Genomic DNA, 15,784 nt, shown 5'->3' with positions numbered 1-15,784 from the left:
AAAAAACGCTCATCCCAAGGCTTAATTGCCTAGGGACGAGCGTTTGCCCGCGGTTCCACCCTAGTTGATACACAAAAGGTGCATCCACTTTATCACGTATTGCTCGAGACTGCCGTTTCCTTGCGGCTTCAGGCTTTCACTATCCCTGAATCGCTTTTGTGCAAGTACTTATAAGTCCGTCATCGCTACTTATATTAATAATAATGAACATATTCTAACACGTTCTTTTTTAAATCTCAATAGAGGAACGCGTCTATCTATGATAGAGTCTCGCCTATTTTTTCATTATCTATTCCATAATTTTGTTTAATATGCTTAATTGCTTCACGTTTACTGAGCGGGGCAAGCTCGTTATTTTGCACGTATTCCCAAACGACATCTGGATTTGTTTTTGCGTATTCACGAAGGACCCAGCCAATCGCTTTTTGAATGAAAAATTCTTTTGAAGAATGTAGTTGTCCAATAATCCAGAAAAGAAGTTCTTCATCCATTTTTTCTTTATATTTCAGTTGGAATAAAATAGCGGTGCGTTGTAACCATATGTTGTCTGATGCAATCCATTTTGGAATATAGGCAGAAATTAATTCTGGATGTTTTAAAAAGATACCACCTAAAAAGGTAGGGACGATGCTATCAACAGAATCCCACCAAGATTTCGTGACAATAAGTTCTTCCAAAAAGGGGATATGCGTTTCGTTTATATGCTTTTTATATTTTTGCATAATATCGAGTGCGGCTGCTTGAAATTCACGTTCTGGCAAGTCCCAAAGTTCACGTATGATAATTTGGAAGTCTTTTTGATCTGGGAGAGTATGTATTTGAATGACATCTTTTAATAATTGTCTTCTCTCGGGAGTTTGAATACCGAGAAACGGGAAGTGATTTTTCATATAACGTGCCATCGGTTCTGCTTTTTCAGGGTTTTGATGAGTTGTAAAATGCTCTTGTAATGCTTTTACAAATGGGTGCATAAGTGTTTTCTCCTCTCTCATTATCTTTCTCATATCATTATACAGAGAGTTTGGTTAATTTTTAAAACATAACTTGCACTGTAATGAAATATGTTGAAAGTAGAGAGGAGAGGATAAGATGGAAAATCAAGATGTGCTAGCAAGTTTCTTTGCTCTTAGTTTTGCGTTTATTCTTGTTATATGTATTTGGGCAATTATTTCGTATTTGTTAACGGCTTTTGCACTTTATACGATGGCGAAAAATGATGGTGCAACTGATGGTGTTCTTGCGTTTATTCCTTTTTTGAATAGTAAGACGTGGGGGGACTTAGCGAAGGATAAATTACCGGATTTCTTGAAAGAAGAAGCAGGATGGAAAGTATTCGGTATATATGTCGCATGTTTCATTTTTAATTTCGTACCGATTATAAGTTTAGTAGCAACGGCTGTATCGATTGTGCTGTCTATTTATCTCATCTACGCTATTTTAGACAGATACGGAACGAACTCTATATTATTTACGATTATTCATGTAATCACATTTTCAGTTTTCTTGCCGATTCATCTATTTATCATTCGAAATGAGCCGGTGAGGTACAATGAGTAGTATACGCAATATTTGAGACAGAGAAAGCGCCCTGCTTTCAGGGCGCTTTTTTCTACTACATAAGGTAGCGTAAATAAATATAAATATGAGAAATAATTAATGAAACGATCATAATTGGGAAGCCGACTTTTAGGAATTCCATGTAGCTAAATTTATGTCCTTCACGGCTCGCGATACCTGCAACGATTACGTTAGCAGAAGCGCCGATTAGTGTTCCGTTTCCGCCCAGACAAGCACCTAATGCTAATGCCCACCATAATACATCGATTTGTGCGTCAGAAGGTGATAAACCTAGCCCAACTGCCATATCGTTAATAAGCGGGATCATTGTTGCAACGAATGGAATGTTATCAATTGTTGCAGAGGCGATACCAGATACCCACAAAATCAGGATAGATGCTTGAGAAATATCTCCGCCTGTTATACCAATTACTTTTTGAGCAAGCGTCTTGATCAGACCGATATCAATAAGTCCTCCAACGAGCACGAATAGCCCTGCGAAGAAGAAGATTGTTACCCACTCTACGCTTGCAAATACCTCTTCAATTTCATGTTCTTTCACACCAATTAACATAAGGATCGTAGCGCCAGTTAAAGCAATGATAGCTGCATCGATATGGAAAATAGAATGCGTCATGAAACCTACAATCGTAAGTCCAAGTACTGTTAAAGATTTTTTCATTAAAACTGGATCTTTAATGTATTGTTTTTCATCTAAGCTCATTAATTTCTTAATTTGTACAGGATCAGCAATTAACTGTTTACGGTACATGAAGTAAAGCATTGTTGCTGTAACTGCAATGATAATAATTACGATTGGTGCTAGATTTAGCAAGAATGCATTGAAGTCTAAATGCTTATTTGCAGAACCAATCATAATGTTAGGGGGATCACCAATTAACGTTGCTGTTCCTCCAATATTTGAAAAAATAATTTCCGAAAGTAAATATGGAACAGGATTTACTTGCAGTATGCGCGTAATAGATAAAGTAACTGGAACAACAAGAAGTACAGTTGTAACGTTATCTAAAAATGCGGAACCAAGTGCAGTAAGTAAGGAAAGTGAAATTAAAATTTTAATTGGATTTCCTTGTGCTCCTTTTGCTGCTTTAATGGCAACGTATTGGAAAACACCTGATTTACTCGTAATGTTCACCAAAATCATCATACCGATGAGTAACGTAATCGTTCCCCATTCAATATGTTTCGTAAAGGCGTTGTGTAAATCAACGACCCCCACAATTACCATAAGTGCTGCACCAAGAAGTGCGATTACAGCGCGATTAATTTTTTCAGAAATAATAATGGCATATGTAATTAAAAAGACTGCGATAGCAAAATAATACTGCCAGTTTGCGAGCTCTTGCGTTGTTTCATGCAAAACTCTCATCTCCTTTCGTTTACTTTTCTTAGTGTTTCAAAAATGTTCTCAAAGAAACACACATAACGTCATTATAAAGTAGGAAAATGGCGTATGTAAATGAAAGGGGGGATTTTGTCATATTTTCTGCATTGGTCATTTTTTCTTATTTTTAAAAATATTTATGGGCATTTGACATATATATAAGATACATCCAATCTGAATATTTGAAATAGAATGAGCATTCGAGCTTGTTCGTGTAGGATTGTCAATTAGAAAGGAATGACAAAGATGATAAGGAAGGGATCGTATGGATGAACAACGATTTTTATTTTTAGATTTTGAGTTTACGATGCCCCAGCATAGAAAGAAACCGAAAGGATTTTTCCCAGAGATTATTGAGGTCGGACTCGTTTCGGTTGTTGGTTGTAAAGTAGAAGATACGTATTCATCACATGTTAGGCCAAAAACATTTCCATCTTTAACGGATCGGTGTAAAAAATTTTTAGGGATTAAGCAAGAAGTAGTGGATAAAGGAATTTCTTTCCCTGAACTTATTGAGAAGCTAGCTGAATATGAAAAGAAATGTAAACCGACAATTGTAACGTGGGGAAATATGGATATGAAAGTGCTGAAGCATAATTGCGAAATGGCGGGAGTACCCTTTCCATTCTTCGGACAATGTCGTGATTTATCACTGGAGTATAAGAAGTTTTTTGGAGAAAGAAATCAAACGGGGTTATGGAAAGCAATTGAGGCATATGGAAAAGTAGGGACAGGGAAGCATCATTGTGCGCTGGATGATGCGATGACGACCTATAATATTTTTAAATTAGTAGAAAAAGATAAAGAGTATTTAGTGAAACCGGCACCTCCAACATTAGGGGAACTTGTTGATTTTTCAAAAGTATTAAAGAAAGTAAGTACACAATAACGACCAAATTGCACAACATGTAATTTGGTCGTTTTGTTTTTTAAAGTTTGTAATCTTGTTTCAATTGCGCTAGTGTTTCAAGACTACGTGCTGCAAAAGGTGAATCATCTTCAGAAAATGAATGTATTTGAGTTTCTAATGCTAACTGTAGTGATTCTGTATAATCGGGGATTTCTCCGTCATACTTTTTCACCATTTGTGCTGGAATGTTCGTTTGTTCACGAAAAGCTAAAGCGCGTCTTTCATGGAAAAATGGTACGTCAGCTTGTTTTACGTTATGTAGATCGCCTTGTACCGGGTGCTTTACAACAGCTAGTACTTTTACAACGTAACTGCCAGGGCGGCTATTTGTAATTTCGCCGATGTATTTTCCTGTTTTATAAATACCAGTAACGATTTCACCAATTTCAAGTGTTTCTCTCATATTTTTCACCTCAAGTTTATAGTAAGGAAAGTGTGAGAAGGAGTCAAAGAAATCATTCGCTTTCGGAACGCCCCTTGAGAATATGGATAGGTTACACTATAATTTAAATTGATATAACAGAAAATTCTGATGTTTTTTAAATCCTATAATAAGGAGTGTTCTAATATGATGCCTTTATATTTTCCGGAAGATAAAACAGAATATATTATTCCAGGGATCGTTTGCGTGCTATTTATTATCGGTGCGGTTGCGACGTGGCGCATGTTTATTCGCGTTTCAAAACGCGAAGCGGAGCAATTACAGAAAGTAGAAGAAAAACTTTTAGCTAAAAAGAAACCGTAATGCATTTTTGTATGTTTCCCTCTCTGCTCGGACAATCTAAGGGCAGAATGTATTTTGGAGGGAATAGAATGAAAAGACGGCTTTTTTTCAGTTGTTGTTTATTATTTCTGGTGGCGGGTTGTGACCAAGGAAAGCCGAAAGAAATTGATGTGAAATTACATAATGCTTCAGGAGATGAAGTAGGGACTGCAAAAGTAACTCAGCAAACAAGCGGAGTGAAAATTGTGATTAAAGGGGAAGGTTTCGCGCCGGGCCCGCATGGTATACATGTACATGAAATTGGAGAGTGTAAAGCGCCTAATTTTGAATCAGCCGGGAATCATTTTAATCCAGATGATAAAAAGCATGGGCTTCTTAATCCGAAGGGTGCAGAAAATGGAGATTTGCCGAATGTAATTGCAGACGGTTCTGGAAAGATTAAAGCGGAAATCGATGCACCGCATATAACGATTGAAGAAGGAAAAATGACGATCCATAGAAAAGATGGTGCGTCTATTATTATTACAGAAAATCCGGATGATGGTATGACACAACCGACAGGTAAATCAGGTGATCGAATTGCTTGTGGTGTAATTGTGAAAAAAGCATCGGATATAAAGAAAAAGTAGAAGCTACCGCGAAAGGTAGCTTTTTTGTGAAATGACGTAGTAGTAACTATAAATAAAAGGAGGTTGTTCTAAAAAAATGGAACAGCCTCCTTCGCTATTATGAAAATGTATGGCACAGTCTGTTTAAAATTTCTTCTAAAACAGATCTTGGGCAACCGATGTTAATTCGAATATGTTCTTCGCCACCTAATCCGTACTTCTCACCAGGTTCAACGATTAGTTTTCCTTTTTCCTCAAGTAATGTGGTGCGCTCATGTTGAGAAAGGTTTAGGCGAGAGCAATCAATCCATAATAAAAAGCTACCTTCTGGCTTTGTAACAGAAAGAGTAGGTATGTGCGTTTCAATGTATTCACATGCAAAACGAGCATTCTCTTCTACATATAAACGGATTTCACTTAGCCAATCATTACATTCTGTATAGGCGCTTTGCATCGCGGTATAAGCAAATGTATTTAACCCATGGAACCCTTGTCGATATTGAATAGACGTAAAGGTATTACGTAGTGTTTCATTCGGAATAATAACGATAGATGCTTGTAATCCAGCTATATTAAACGTTTTGCTTGGAGCCATACAAGTAATGGTACGTGCTGCTAATTCTTCAGATAAAGAGGCAAATGGTGTATGCGTACGATCTCCGTAAATAATATCGGCATGAATTTCATCTGAGACAACAATTACATTATATTTTGCACATAACGCTCCAAGCTTCGTTAGCTCGTCTTTCGTCCAAACGCGTCCGATAGGATTGTGAGGACTACAAAGAAGCATGAGTTTGATCCCTTGTTGAAATTGTTTTTCTAAATGATCGAAGTCTATCATATATGTGCCATCTTGTTTATATAATGGACTCAAGCATAATTGTCTGTCGTTTGTTGTAACCATTTCGGAAAATGGAGGATAAATAGGTGGTTGTACGAGAACGGCTTCGTTTTCCTTTGTGAAAGCTTGTATGCTCGTACTAAGAGCTGGAACGATTCCTGCACTAAAGACAATCCATTCTTTTTGAATATCCCAGTTGTATTGTTTCTTTGCCCAATTACAAATAATATCCCCAATAGTTTCAGGTGGAAGTGTATAGCCGAAAATAGGATGTTCGATACGTTTCTTCAAAGCGGTTTGAATGGGCTTTGGTACTTCAAAATCCATATCCGCAATCCAAGCATGAAGAAGTTCTTCATTTTTATAAGTATCCCATTTTGTACTATGTGTTCCACGTCGATTTACTGTTTTATGAAATAGTTGCATAAGTTTGCCCCCTTCTTCTGTAAAACCGTTAAGTTAGAAAGTTCTCTCTCTTCTTATAGAATAGCTGATGTGATAGGATAAAGAAAAGCATTAAAAAGTGAAAAGGCGGGAAGCGAATGGGTACATATGAAAAGATGATAGAGGTTGTGAAGAATTGGGATCCGTTTCAAATGGGACCGGAGTTTTATGAAACAGAGGCGAGCGATGTTGTGAACGTCGTAAGTGTGTTTGACGATCCAAAATATATCGCAAAGAAGATTCAACATATATACTTTATGTCTTTTGAGGAAGTGCCTGCGCTTGAAAAATGTGAGAAGTTAGCTGTGGAGTTACTTGTAGTAAAAGAAGGTGGAAGTTGTTCATTGTAGGCTGTCGGAATTTCCGACAGCCCTTTTTATATTATTGCGCGGAAAACGCGATGATTTCTTCATAAACGTGTTCAGGCTTTTCTTCAGGTAGTAAATGTCCTGTATTTTCGTAAGAAATAAATTTCGAATTCGGTAAATCTTTGTGTAGACGATGACCTACATGTACAGGGACGACGCGATCTTTTTCACCCCAAATGAGTAGTGTAGGTGTTTTGATTTTTTGTAACTCAGTCGACGAGAGATCACCTTCACGGTCTCGTATCATGCGAGTTAAAGCGGGGAATATACGGTTGTCATAAAAAGGAGCGGAGTAACCTTCCTTCATTTCATCGTCGATTAATGAGTGATCATGAACGACATTCATTAAGTTGTGAACAATGCCGCGCCGTATAATCCAGTTCTTTACGTATAAATGAAAGAACGGTAAATAAGAAGAATATAGTAAAGGTAGGGTTGCGCGTGCTAAATAGCTAGAGCTGCATAGTAAAATCGTCTTTGAGATGAGTTCAGGGCGTATACGATTTACATAAAGAGAAATTTGTCCCCCCATAGAATGCCCAACTAACACAATATTTGAGAGAGATAAATGTTCAATTAGATCGATAATAATCGTTGCTAAATTGTGATAAGAATACTTAAAGAGATGAGACTTATCGCTTTTTCCGAACGGTGGTAAATCAAGAGCCAGTACTGTCCCTGCTTTTGATAGTAAAGGAATGAGACGACGGTAACTGAATGAGGAAGATAAAAAGCCGTGAACGAGTACGAAAGTAGGACATTCCGTTTTGTTATTATGTTCATACAATTCGTAATGAATTGTAGTGCCGCGAGTGGAAAAAGTGAAATAAGGACAAGTATATTCGTGATTCATTTTTTGTCACTCCATTGATTTTTGTTCATATCATTTCCAAGCACGAAAAAAATATGTTAACAAAAAAAGGCAAGATGACGATGTCATCTTGCCTTTTCGTTATTTAATATTAGCCGCGAACAATATTAGGCGGTGTCTTTCCTTGTAATCCTGCGACTAAATTTTCAGCAGCGGTCATAGCCATCTGCTGCCTAGTTTTTAATGTTGCAGATCCGATGTGCGGCAAAGTTACAACATTTTGTAATGATAAGAGCGGATTATCTTTTTGGACCGGCTCTTGTGTAAAAGTATCGATGCCTGCGGCAAAGATTTTCTTTTCTGTTAACGCATGAATTAACGCATCTTCATCTACTGTTTTCCCGCGAGAAGCATTAATAAAGATGGCCGTTTCTTTCATGAATGAAAATTCTTTTTCTCCAATAAGGTGATATGTTTCATCTGTTAATGGAGTAAGAAGGACAATAAAGTCAGACTGTTTTAGTAGCGTCTGTAAATCACAATATGTAGCATCAAATTTTTGCTCAGCTTCTTCTTTACGGCGACGGTTATAATAAAGAACATTCATATCAAATCCGAATTTCGCTCGTTTGGCAACGGCCTCTCCAATGCGTCCCATTCCGATAATACCGATTGTACTATGGTGCACATCTAGTCCGAAGTGTTCTTTTCCGATTTCAGCGTTCCATTCCCCGTTTTTTACATAGGAATTGAGTTCGCAAACGCGGCGCCCAGCAGATAACATAAGAGCGAAAACGAGGTCAGCTACTGTATCATCTAGTACGTATGGTGTATTCGTTCCGATAACATTGTGCTTGGCCATTGCTTGCAAATCAAAATTATCGTAACCGACAGAAATGTTGCTTACTACTTTTAAGTTGGGGGCTGCTTCCAATAATTCATCGTTAATAGCAGATCCAAAATTTAATAACCCATCTTTATCTTGTATTTTCTCCAATAGAACATCACGAGGTACTTTCTCATTTTGCTCCCATTTTTCATAATCACAGTGTTCTGATAAATAGTTTTCTACAAATGTTGGCACTGGTTCAGCAATATAAACTTTTGGTTTCACGGTTCCATCCCCTTTCACTTTATTCTGCATTTTTCCACTGATTAAAGTTTCACTTTATTTTGACATAATTCTCTAAAAAAAGCTTCTTTTCAAACTGGAAAAGGTATTTGTATAATTTAGACACAAGAGAAAAGGAAGGGTGATTGATATGGTGACGGAGAAAGAATTAGAACTATTAGCTTGTCTTGAAAAAAGTAGTCGTTTATCTGTAGATACATTAGCGAAGCTGTTAAATATAGAAGTAGAAGAAGTAAAGAAGATAGTTGCGAAATTAGAAAGTGAAAAGGTTATTGTGGACTATGTAACACATATCGATTGGACAAAAGTAAAAGAACATACTGGCTTAACAGCGATGATTGATGTGAAAGTTACACCAAAGCATGGCGTTGGGTTCGATGCAGTTGCCGAACAAATTTATCGTTATTCAGAAGTGAAATCCGTGTATTTAATGTCAGGGACATATGATCTTTCTATTACATTAGAAGGAAAGACGATGGGAGAAGTAGCGATGTTTGTTTCAGAGAAATTAGCAACAATTGAATCTGTCGTTTCTACAACAACTCATTTCATTTTGAAGAAGTATAAACATGAGGGGATTATTTATGAAAGGAACGATGATGATAAGCGAATTGTGGTGACGCCATGAAGCGGTTTGAACTATCTAGAGTAGCAGAGTCTTTACAACCATCTGGTATTCGAAAGTTTTTTGATTTAGCAGCAAATATGAAAGGTGTTATTTCTCTCGGGGTAGGAGAACCAGACTTTGTTACACCTTGGAATGTAAGGCAAGCATGTATTCGTTCTTTAGAACAGGGATATACGTCATATACAGCAAATGCAGGATTATTGGAGCTCCGTCAAGAAATAGCAAAGTATCTAAAAAAACAATTTGCAGTATCTTATGATCCGAACGAAGAAATCATTGTTACAGTTGGAGCGAGCCAAGCGTTAGATGTAGCGATGCGTGCCATTATAAACCCTGATGATGAAGTGCTCATTATTGAACCAAGCTTCGTTTCATATGCGCCGCTTGTAACGTTAGCTGGAGGAGTTCCAGTTCCTGTGGCGACTATTTTAGAAGACGAGTTTAAAGTACAACCAGAGCAAATTGAAGCAGCTATTACCGCAAAAACAAAGGCAATTTTACTTTGTTCACCAAATAACCCAACAGGTGCAATGTTAAATACATCCGAACTGGAAGAAATAGCAGTGATTGTGGAGAAATACAATTTAATCGTATTATCTGATGAAATTTATGCAGAGCTCGTATATGACGAAGTGTATACGAGTTTCGCGAGCATTCAAAACATGCGGGAACATACGATTTTAATTTCAGGATTTTCAAAAGGATTTGCGATGACAGGGTGGCGCCTCGGTATGATTGCAGCTCCTGTTCAATTTTCAGAATTGATGCTTAAAATCCATCAATATTCCATGATGTGTGCACCGACGATGTCCCAGTTCGCAGCACTTGAAGCATTACGTGGGGGGAATGATGAAGTCATTCGGATGAGAGATAGCTATAAGAAACGTCGTAATTTTATGACGACATCTTTCAATGAAATGGGATTAACATGTCATGTGCCGGGCGGAGCATTTTATGTTTTTCCTTCTATTTCTTCAACTGGACTATCTTCGGCGGAATTTGCAGAACAGTTATTATTAGAAGAAAAGGTGGCTGTTGTACCTGGAAGTGTATTTGGCGGGAGTGGTGAAGGGTTTATTCGTTGTTCGTATGCGACATCGCTTGAACAACTTCTCGAAGCGATGAAGAGAATGGAACGGTTCGTAGAGAATAAAAAAAGGACAAAACATAATACGTTTTGTCCATAAAAGGGGGGGAATACTAGAAAGCCATGTGTTAGTATTCTATCCCAATATTGGAGAATTATACTTGTACAAGGAAATTTTTTCATGATTTTTGAATGAGTTCAGTCATAGTGGTATAATTTACTAATATAAGGTATGCGTATCCTGAGTAGCTTTACTTACGGTACGTACTAACCAATCGGATATTTAACAATAAATACATCTGCTTTGCTATCTACAATTGTAGAGAAAATGGTAAACGTATGGGAGTGTTTCATATGTCAGAACAATATACAACAGGAGTGGTTGTAACAGGGAAAGTAACTGGAATTCAAGATTACGGTGCATTTGTAGCGTTAGATGCAGAAACGCAAGGACTTGTGCATATATCTGAAATTACAAATGGGTATGTAAAGGATATTCATGATTTTTTAAAAGTCGGCGATACAGTAGAAGTAAAAGTACTTTCAATTGATGAAGAACACAGAAAAATGAGTTTATCGTTAAAAGCGGCGAAAAGAAAACAAGGACGGATTCTTATACCGAATCCATCTGAAAATGGATTTAATACGCTGCGAGAAAAGCTAACAGAATGGATTGAAGAATCGGAGTTAACAAAGTAAAAGAGGAGCGCGTATGAGCGTTCCTCTTTTACTTTATATTATGATATATATTTGCAAATATGATTGCATGCAATCATATTCGTATGTCGGAGGTGAAATAAAGACATACTGACTAGCGAATTTCGTTTGTTTCTGGGTGCGTACCAAGATTTTCAGATGGTTTAAAGAGTAAACCAAGGTTGATAAGCCCAGAGATACCAACGATGCCGTAAATAATACGTGCGAGAGCTGAGTTTTGTCCACCGAAAATGGCAGCTACTAAGTCAAACTGGAAGAATCCGATCAGTCCCCAGTTCACGGCGCCAATAACAGTAAAGACTAATGCGATACGTTGCAGAGTACTCATGAAAAAGTCCCCCCTTAATTTTGAAGCATGAGCAAGCGATGAGTTAATTAACTCTTTTATAGAATGGTGTAGTTATGTTGTTTTTATACATAAAAAATATGTGAAAATAGATGTATATACATCTATACCGAAAAATGCGAATTTTTATGCAAAAAATGAACTTTTTCTAAAAAATATACATTGGTTACGTTTACAATTGTTGAACCGCTTGATTTACAACTTTAGTTTCGCTAAAGTGAATACAGAGATACATATACATAATTGGAGGGAAAAAGATGAGTACACATGTAACTTTCGACTATTCTAAAGCGTTATCCTTCATCGGTGAACATGAACTAACTTATTTACGTGATGCAGTGAAAGTAACACATCACGCAATCCACGAAAAAACAGGAGCTGGGAACGATTTCCTTGGGTGGGTAGAGCTTCCGCTTCAATATGACAAAGAAGAATTCGCTCGCATTCAAAAATGTGCAGAAAAAATTAAAAATGACTCTGACATTCTACTTGTTGTAGGTATCGGTGGTTCTTACCTAGGAGCACGTGCAGCAATCGAAATGCTAAACCATTCTTTCTACAATACGCTTTCTAAAGAACAACGCAAAACTCCACAAGTGCTATTTGTTGGACAAAACATTAGCTCCACTTACATGAAAGATTTAATGGATGTATTAGAGGGGAAAGACTTCTCTATTAACGTTATTTCAAAATCAGGTACAACAACAGAGCCGGCACTAGCATTCCGTATTTTCCGTAAGTTATTAGAAGAGAAATATGGAAAAGAAGAAGCTCGCAAACGTATTTATGCAACGACAGATAAAGCGCGTGGTGCATTAAAAACGTTAGCTGATAACGAAGGTTACGAAACATTCGTTATTCCAGATGATGTTGGAGGACGTTTCTCTGTATTAACGCCAGTTGGTTTATTACCAATCGCAGTAAGTGGCTTAAATATTGAAGAGATGATGAAAGGTGCAGCTGCTGGTCATGGTGACTTCGGAACATCAGAACTAGAAGAAAACCCAGCTTATCAATACGCAGTAGTTCGTAACGCTTTATACAATAAAGGGAAAACAATTGAAATGCTTGTTAACTATGAACCAGCACTTCAATACTTCTCTGAATGGTGGAAACAGTTATTTGGTGAAAGTGAAGGAAAAGATCAAAAAGGTATTTTCCCATCTTCAGCAAACTTCTCAACTGACTTACACTCATTAGGTCAATACGTTCAAGAAGGTCGTCGTGACTTATTTGAAACAGTTCTAAAAGTAGGTAAATCTACACATGAACTAACAATCGAATCAGAAGAAAACGATTTAGATGGATTAAACTACCTTGCTGGTGAAACTGTAGACTTCGTAAACACGAAAGCATACGAAGGTACATTACTTGCACATAGCGATGGCGGAGTACCAAACTTAATCGTAAACATTCCTGAATTAAATGAATACACATTCGGTTACCTTGTATACTTCTTCGAAAAAGCATGTGCGATGAGCGGCTACTTATTAGGCGTAAATCCATTTGACCAACCAGGAGTAGAAGCATACAAGAAAAACATGTTTGCTTTACTTGGTAAACCAGGATTTGAAGAATTAAAAGCGGAATTAGAAGAGCGTTTAAAATAATAAAAAGCGACCGTAACCCGGTCGCTTTTTATTATTTTATCGAAAAGTCCATCGGTATATTTAAACTAGAATGGGTATGCTAAAGGAAAAGTCTAGGAGGGATGGACTTGATTCCGATTCAATCAAAGTTAGCAGGACGTACATATGCGTTATATAAGTTAGAAGAGGTTATGAAACCACTTGGATATAGCATCGGTGGCAATTGGGATTACGATAAAGGGTGCTTTGATTATAAAATTGATGAAGAAGATGGGTATCAATTTTTACGAGTCCCGTTCACAGCAGTAGATGGAGAACTAGATGTACCTGGTGTAGTGGTTCGTCTTGAAACGCCATATATTCTTTCTCATGTATATCAAGACGAACTAGATGATAATGTAAATACTTTAACAGCTGGAACGAGTGGGTTTGATCAATTTGCTGAGCCGAAAGATCCAGATGGAGATGTGAAGAGAAAATATATCAATATTGGGAAAGTGCTTATACAGGAACTAGAAAATCATTTTCTTAATGGTGAATAACAATGAGTATGTCGCTTTCGATAAGAATGAAGGAACGAACTGGATTAATCATATATTGATCGTCACGCTTTATACCCAGTAAGAGAATGTTTTGTTTTAAAAGGGTGTAGCTACAATTTGCGAAAGTTTGTCCGATGCAGGATTGGGATGGCTCCATCAGTTGTAATTTGTTATCAGAGATTTCATCATAAAGGGAGAAGAGTACACCTGAAATAGTAGGGAATAAAAGAGAAGCGGTAAATACATAGCTCGTTAATTTATTTCCTTCTATAATTTCTGATACGCCAGCTCTCGTTGCATTTTGGATTTGTTCCGTAGTAAGAAGTTCAGCGATGCAGTGAATGTTTGGGTTCAGTCCTTTTGCAGTTAAAATATTTAAAATAGACTCTGTATCAGCTAAGCTTTCGTTTTTCTCTTTATCGGCTGTTATTAATATAGTGTGAGCAGTTGTAATATTCGCTTTTAATAAAGTTTGATCATGATGCGGACAACCTTTTATAAATTCTAAATGATGAAATGGTTTTGGGAGTAAAGAAAGTGTTTCATCAATTAAAACGATATCAAGGTTTGGTTGTAATATGTGCATTTGTTTTACAACATGTTTTGCTCGCTCATTCCAGCCAACGATAATCATATGACCGTTAGAGGTAGCAGCTTCTTCTCCTTTAATTTTCATATATTGTTTATTGATCATGTCTGTAGCAAATAGAACCATATAATAAGAACAGAATCCAGTTCCTAATAAAATAATGCCCATACCAATAATTTTTCCTACCGTTGTATGTGGTGCGAAATCACCATACCCAACAGTGAAAATGGTAACAATAGACCACCAAATGCCATCAAACCACGTGATGAAATGAGATGGCTCTGACTTATGTATAAGAAAGCCAGAAAAAGTAGTAAGTACAACAATAAAACAAATTAAACGAAAAATAATGGAATCACGAAATGTATCTACTAAATTCGGACGGGATTTCAATTGCTTATTCCTCCTTACTTTGCAGGACTACATTCATTGTTACCATTATAGAAAAAAGAAAAACTCTCTAATTTAAAAGAGAGTTTGTTTTACATTACATACTTTCCACTTCAGTTTGTTGGACACTTTCAAGATGTTGGAGAGCGTAGTAAACATCAGCAGTATGTCTTTTTTGATCGATACATAATTTAAGATGTAAATAGTGAGAACCATTTTCTAATGTTTTAAGCTTCATATTCTTAACTTTTATATCCATTTCTTTTATTTCTTCAATGACAATTGGGATATTGTCCATATTTCGCACAACAAGTTTCACCGCGATATCACGTTGTCGAAATGATCTAGGGCCTACATATTTCATCGTGAGTGGTATAAGTTCTACACTAATCATAAGGAAGCACATTCCGAAAATTGCTTCGATATAAAATCCGGCTCCAACGGCAATACCAATACCAGAAGCCCCCCAAATCATAGCGGCAGTTGTTAGTCCTGCAATACTATCATTTCCTCTTCGTAAAATAACGCCGGCACCTAAAAAACCAATGCCAGACACAATTTGAGCAGCAAGGCGAAGCGGATCCATATTCATATGATCAGTATGTGGTAAGTTGTAAGCTGCTTTAATAGAAACGATTGTTAGGAGGCAACTAATAATAGATATAACTAAGCACGTTTTTAAACCGAGTGGTTTTCGTTTTAATTCGCGCTCTAAACCGATAGCGAATCCTAAAATAGCTGAAAGACCTAGTTTGATTAATAAATCGGTATAGTCCATATGTATTCCTCCTTGTATGATATGGTATATGAATAAAACGTTTATTATAGAAAGAAACGTTTTGGGATAGAGTGACTTTATATAGAATATATGTAGAAATTACTCATACATGAAAGAGATATTTCGTTTAAGTATATGATATTAAAAAAGAAATGTGGGTAGTTTTAAAAAAAGTTTATAAAAGGTGTTGCATTTCATTTTTCTGCATGATATATTAATAACCGTCGCTGATGCGGAAACGCAGAAAACGACAAAAAAGAAATTGAAAAACTTAGTTGACATTGAAAAACGAAGGTGTTAACATAAGGAAGTCGC

Annotated in this window: 19 protein-coding genes; 10 read left to right on the top strand and 9 right to left on the bottom strand. The window is 36.8% G+C overall.

Going from position 1 to position 15,784, the window contains the following annotated elements:
* Positions 1–257 precede the first annotated feature (257 nt).
* Positions 258–971, bottom strand: a complete 714-nt coding sequence (locus COE49_RS08590; protein WP_088232168.1) for a DNA alkylation repair protein — start codon at positions 969–971, stop codon at positions 258–260.
* A 118-nt stretch (positions 972–1,089) separates the two neighbouring features.
* On the opposite strand from COE49_RS08590, the gene COE49_RS08585 reads away from it, so the two are divergent.
* Positions 1,090–1,557, top strand: coding sequence for a hypothetical protein (locus COE49_RS08585; protein ID WP_098945867.1), 468 nt, complete (start codon positions 1,090–1,092; stop codon positions 1,555–1,557).
* 55 nt (positions 1,558–1,612) lie between these two features.
* On the opposite strand, the gene COE49_RS08580 is transcribed toward COE49_RS08585, so the two are convergent.
* Positions 1,613–2,938: an ArsB/NhaD family transporter gene (locus tag COE49_RS08580; protein ID WP_140417456.1), complete on the bottom strand. Its 1,326-nt coding sequence runs from the start codon at positions 2,936–2,938 to the stop codon at positions 1,613–1,615.
* A 289-nt stretch (positions 2,939–3,227) separates the two neighbouring features.
* On the opposite strand from COE49_RS08580, the gene kapD reads away from it, so the two are divergent.
* Positions 3,228–3,851: a 3'-5' exonuclease KapD gene (gene kapD / locus COE49_RS08575; RefSeq protein WP_088232171.1), complete on the top strand. Its 624-nt coding sequence runs from the start codon at positions 3,228–3,230 to the stop codon at positions 3,849–3,851.
* A gap of 40 nt (positions 3,852–3,891) precedes the next feature.
* On the opposite strand, the gene kapB is transcribed toward kapD, so the two are convergent.
* Positions 3,892–4,275 carry a kinase-associated lipoprotein KapB gene (gene kapB, locus COE49_RS08570; RefSeq protein ID WP_088232172.1) on the bottom strand — a complete coding sequence of 128 codons (384 nt, stop codon included), beginning with the start codon at positions 4,273–4,275 and terminating at the stop codon, positions 3,892–3,894.
* Between the two features lie 165 nt (positions 4,276–4,440).
* Between kapB and COE49_RS27575 the strand changes: the two genes are divergently transcribed.
* Both COE49_RS27575 and sodC read left to right on the top strand, forming a co-directional pair.
* Complete coding sequence (locus tag COE49_RS27575; protein ID WP_088232173.1) at positions 4,441–4,617, top strand: hypothetical protein; 177 nt, start codon at positions 4,441–4,443, stop codon at positions 4,615–4,617.
* A gap of 68 nt (positions 4,618–4,685) precedes the next feature.
* Positions 4,686–5,225, top strand: coding sequence for a superoxide dismutase [Cu-Zn] (gene sodC / locus COE49_RS08565; protein WP_098945866.1), 540 nt, complete (start codon positions 4,686–4,688; stop codon positions 5,223–5,225).
* A gap of 97 nt (positions 5,226–5,322) precedes the next feature.
* Here the strand turns inward: sodC and COE49_RS08560 are convergent, their stop codons facing one another.
* Entirely contained in the window at positions 5,323–6,474 is a 1,152-nt protein-coding gene (locus COE49_RS08560; RefSeq protein ID WP_088232175.1) for a MalY/PatB family protein, read from the bottom strand.
* Between the two features lie 116 nt (positions 6,475–6,590).
* Here COE49_RS08560 and COE49_RS08555 point away from each other — a divergent pair, with 116 nt between their 5' ends.
* Positions 6,591–6,842 carry a YugE family protein gene (locus COE49_RS08555; RefSeq protein ID WP_061680261.1) on the top strand — a complete coding sequence of 84 codons (252 nt, stop codon included), beginning with the start codon at positions 6,591–6,593 and terminating at the stop codon, positions 6,840–6,842.
* Positions 6,843–6,873: 31 nt separating this feature from the next.
* Here the strand turns inward: COE49_RS08555 and COE49_RS08550 are convergent, their stop codons facing one another.
* Both COE49_RS08550 and COE49_RS08545 read right to left on the bottom strand, forming a co-directional pair.
* A complete protein-coding gene (locus tag COE49_RS08550; protein ID WP_088232176.1) occupies positions 6,874–7,713 on the bottom strand; it encodes an alpha/beta fold hydrolase in 840 nt (279 codons plus the stop codon).
* Between the two features lie 109 nt (positions 7,714–7,822).
* Positions 7,823–8,815, bottom strand: coding sequence for a 2-hydroxyacid dehydrogenase (locus COE49_RS08545; protein WP_088232177.1), 993 nt, complete (start codon positions 8,813–8,815; stop codon positions 7,823–7,825).
* 118 nt (positions 8,816–8,933) lie between these two features.
* On the opposite strand from COE49_RS08545, the gene COE49_RS08540 reads away from it, so the two are divergent.
* From COE49_RS08540 to yugI, 3 genes are all read left to right on the top strand, one after another.
* Complete coding sequence (locus tag COE49_RS08540; protein WP_140417457.1) at positions 8,934–9,431, top strand: Lrp/AsnC family transcriptional regulator; 498 nt, start codon at positions 8,934–8,936, stop codon at positions 9,429–9,431.
* Positions 9,428–10,618, top strand: coding sequence for an aminotransferase (locus tag COE49_RS08535; RefSeq protein WP_088232179.1), 1,191 nt, complete (start codon positions 9,428–9,430; stop codon positions 10,616–10,618). The genes COE49_RS08540 and COE49_RS08535 overlap by 4 nt, the downstream gene beginning before the upstream one ends.
* 254 nt (positions 10,619–10,872) lie before the next feature.
* Positions 10,873–11,217 carry a S1 domain-containing post-transcriptional regulator GSP13 gene (yugI, locus tag COE49_RS08530; protein WP_000003765.1) on the top strand — a complete coding sequence of 115 codons (345 nt, stop codon included), beginning with the start codon at positions 10,873–10,875 and terminating at the stop codon, positions 11,215–11,217.
* A gap of 112 nt (positions 11,218–11,329) precedes the next feature.
* On the opposite strand, the gene COE49_RS08525 is transcribed toward yugI, so the two are convergent.
* The gene (locus tag COE49_RS08525; protein ID WP_000105788.1) at positions 11,330–11,563 is read right to left on the bottom strand and encodes a DUF378 domain-containing protein; all 234 of its coding nucleotides are present in this window, start codon (positions 11,561–11,563) and stop codon (positions 11,330–11,332) included.
* A 275-nt stretch (positions 11,564–11,838) separates the two neighbouring features.
* Here COE49_RS08525 and COE49_RS08515 point away from each other — a divergent pair, with 275 nt between their 5' ends.
* Together COE49_RS08515 and COE49_RS08510 are read left to right on the top strand one after the other, a co-directional pair.
* The gene (locus COE49_RS08515) at positions 11,839–13,191 is read left to right on the top strand and encodes a glucose-6-phosphate isomerase (RefSeq protein ID WP_098253204.1); all 1,353 of its coding nucleotides are present in this window, start codon (positions 11,839–11,841) and stop codon (positions 13,189–13,191) included.
* Between the two features lie 107 nt (positions 13,192–13,298).
* Complete coding sequence (locus COE49_RS08510; RefSeq protein WP_098253203.1) at positions 13,299–13,712, top strand: YugN-like family protein; 414 nt, start codon at positions 13,299–13,301, stop codon at positions 13,710–13,712.
* On the opposite strand, the gene COE49_RS08505 is transcribed toward COE49_RS08510, so the two are convergent.
* Both COE49_RS08505 and COE49_RS08500 read right to left on the bottom strand, forming a co-directional pair.
* On the bottom strand, positions 13,699–14,694 hold the full coding sequence (locus COE49_RS08505; RefSeq protein ID WP_098841348.1) for a potassium channel family protein: 996 nt from the start codon (positions 14,692–14,694) through the stop codon (positions 13,699–13,701). The genes COE49_RS08510 and COE49_RS08505 overlap by 14 nt on opposite strands.
* A gap of 94 nt (positions 14,695–14,788) precedes the next feature.
* On the bottom strand, positions 14,789–15,469 hold the full coding sequence (locus COE49_RS08500) for an MgtC/SapB family protein (RefSeq protein WP_088232184.1): 681 nt from the start codon (positions 15,467–15,469) through the stop codon (positions 14,789–14,791).
* Between the last annotated feature and the right edge of the window lie 315 nt (positions 15,470–15,784).

The organism is Bacillus sp. AFS029637 (assembly GCF_002584985.1).
Lineage (GTDB): Bacteria > Bacillota > Bacilli > Bacillales > Bacillaceae_G > Bacillus_A.
The sequence above is the reverse complement of the archived record's forward strand: the minus strand, read 5'-3'. Positions and strand labels throughout refer to the sequence as shown.

Bases quoted from the DNA above. Each gene is read 5' to 3' on its own strand.
- COE49_RS08540 (WP_140417457.1), top strand. From the start codon at position 8,934: ATGGTGACGGAGAAAGAATTAGAACTATTAGCTTGTCTTGAAAAAAGT.
- COE49_RS08560 (WP_088232175.1), bottom strand. From the start codon at position 6,474: ATGCAACTATTTCATAAAACAGTAAATCGACGTGGAACACATAGTACA.
- COE49_RS08545 (WP_088232177.1), bottom strand. From the start codon at position 8,815: ATGCAGAATAAAGTGAAAGGGGATGGAACCGTGAAACCAAAAGTTTAT.
- COE49_RS08500 (WP_088232184.1), bottom strand. From the start codon at position 15,469: ATGGACTATACCGATTTATTAATCAAACTAGGTCTTTCAGCTATTTTA.
- COE49_RS08585 (WP_098945867.1), top strand. From the start codon at position 1,090: ATGGAAAATCAAGATGTGCTAGCAAGTTTCTTTGCTCTTAGTTTTGCG.
- kapB (WP_088232172.1), bottom strand. From the start codon at position 4,275: ATGAGAGAAACACTTGAAATTGGTGAAATCGTTACTGGTATTTATAAA.
- COE49_RS08515 (WP_098253204.1), top strand. From the start codon at position 11,839: ATGAGTACACATGTAACTTTCGACTATTCTAAAGCGTTATCCTTCATC.
- COE49_RS08550 (WP_088232176.1), bottom strand. From the start codon at position 7,713: ATGAATCACGAATATACTTGTCCTTATTTCACTTTTTCCACTCGCGGC.
- COE49_RS08535 (WP_088232179.1), top strand. From the start codon at position 9,428: ATGAAGCGGTTTGAACTATCTAGAGTAGCAGAGTCTTTACAACCATCT.
- yugI (WP_000003765.1), top strand. From the start codon at position 10,873: ATGTCAGAACAATATACAACAGGAGTGGTTGTAACAGGGAAAGTAACT.
- sodC (WP_098945866.1), top strand. From the start codon at position 4,686: ATGAAAAGACGGCTTTTTTTCAGTTGTTGTTTATTATTTCTGGTGGCG.
- COE49_RS08525 (WP_000105788.1), bottom strand. From the start codon at position 11,563: ATGAGTACTCTGCAACGTATCGCATTAGTCTTTACTGTTATTGGCGCC.
- COE49_RS27575 (WP_088232173.1), top strand. From the start codon at position 4,441: ATGATGCCTTTATATTTTCCGGAAGATAAAACAGAATATATTATTCCA.
- COE49_RS08590 (WP_088232168.1), bottom strand. From the start codon at position 971: ATGCACCCATTTGTAAAAGCATTACAAGAGCATTTTACAACTCATCAA.
- kapD (WP_088232171.1), top strand. From the start codon at position 3,228: ATGGATGAACAACGATTTTTATTTTTAGATTTTGAGTTTACGATGCCC.
- COE49_RS08555 (WP_061680261.1), top strand. From the start codon at position 6,591: ATGGGTACATATGAAAAGATGATAGAGGTTGTGAAGAATTGGGATCCG.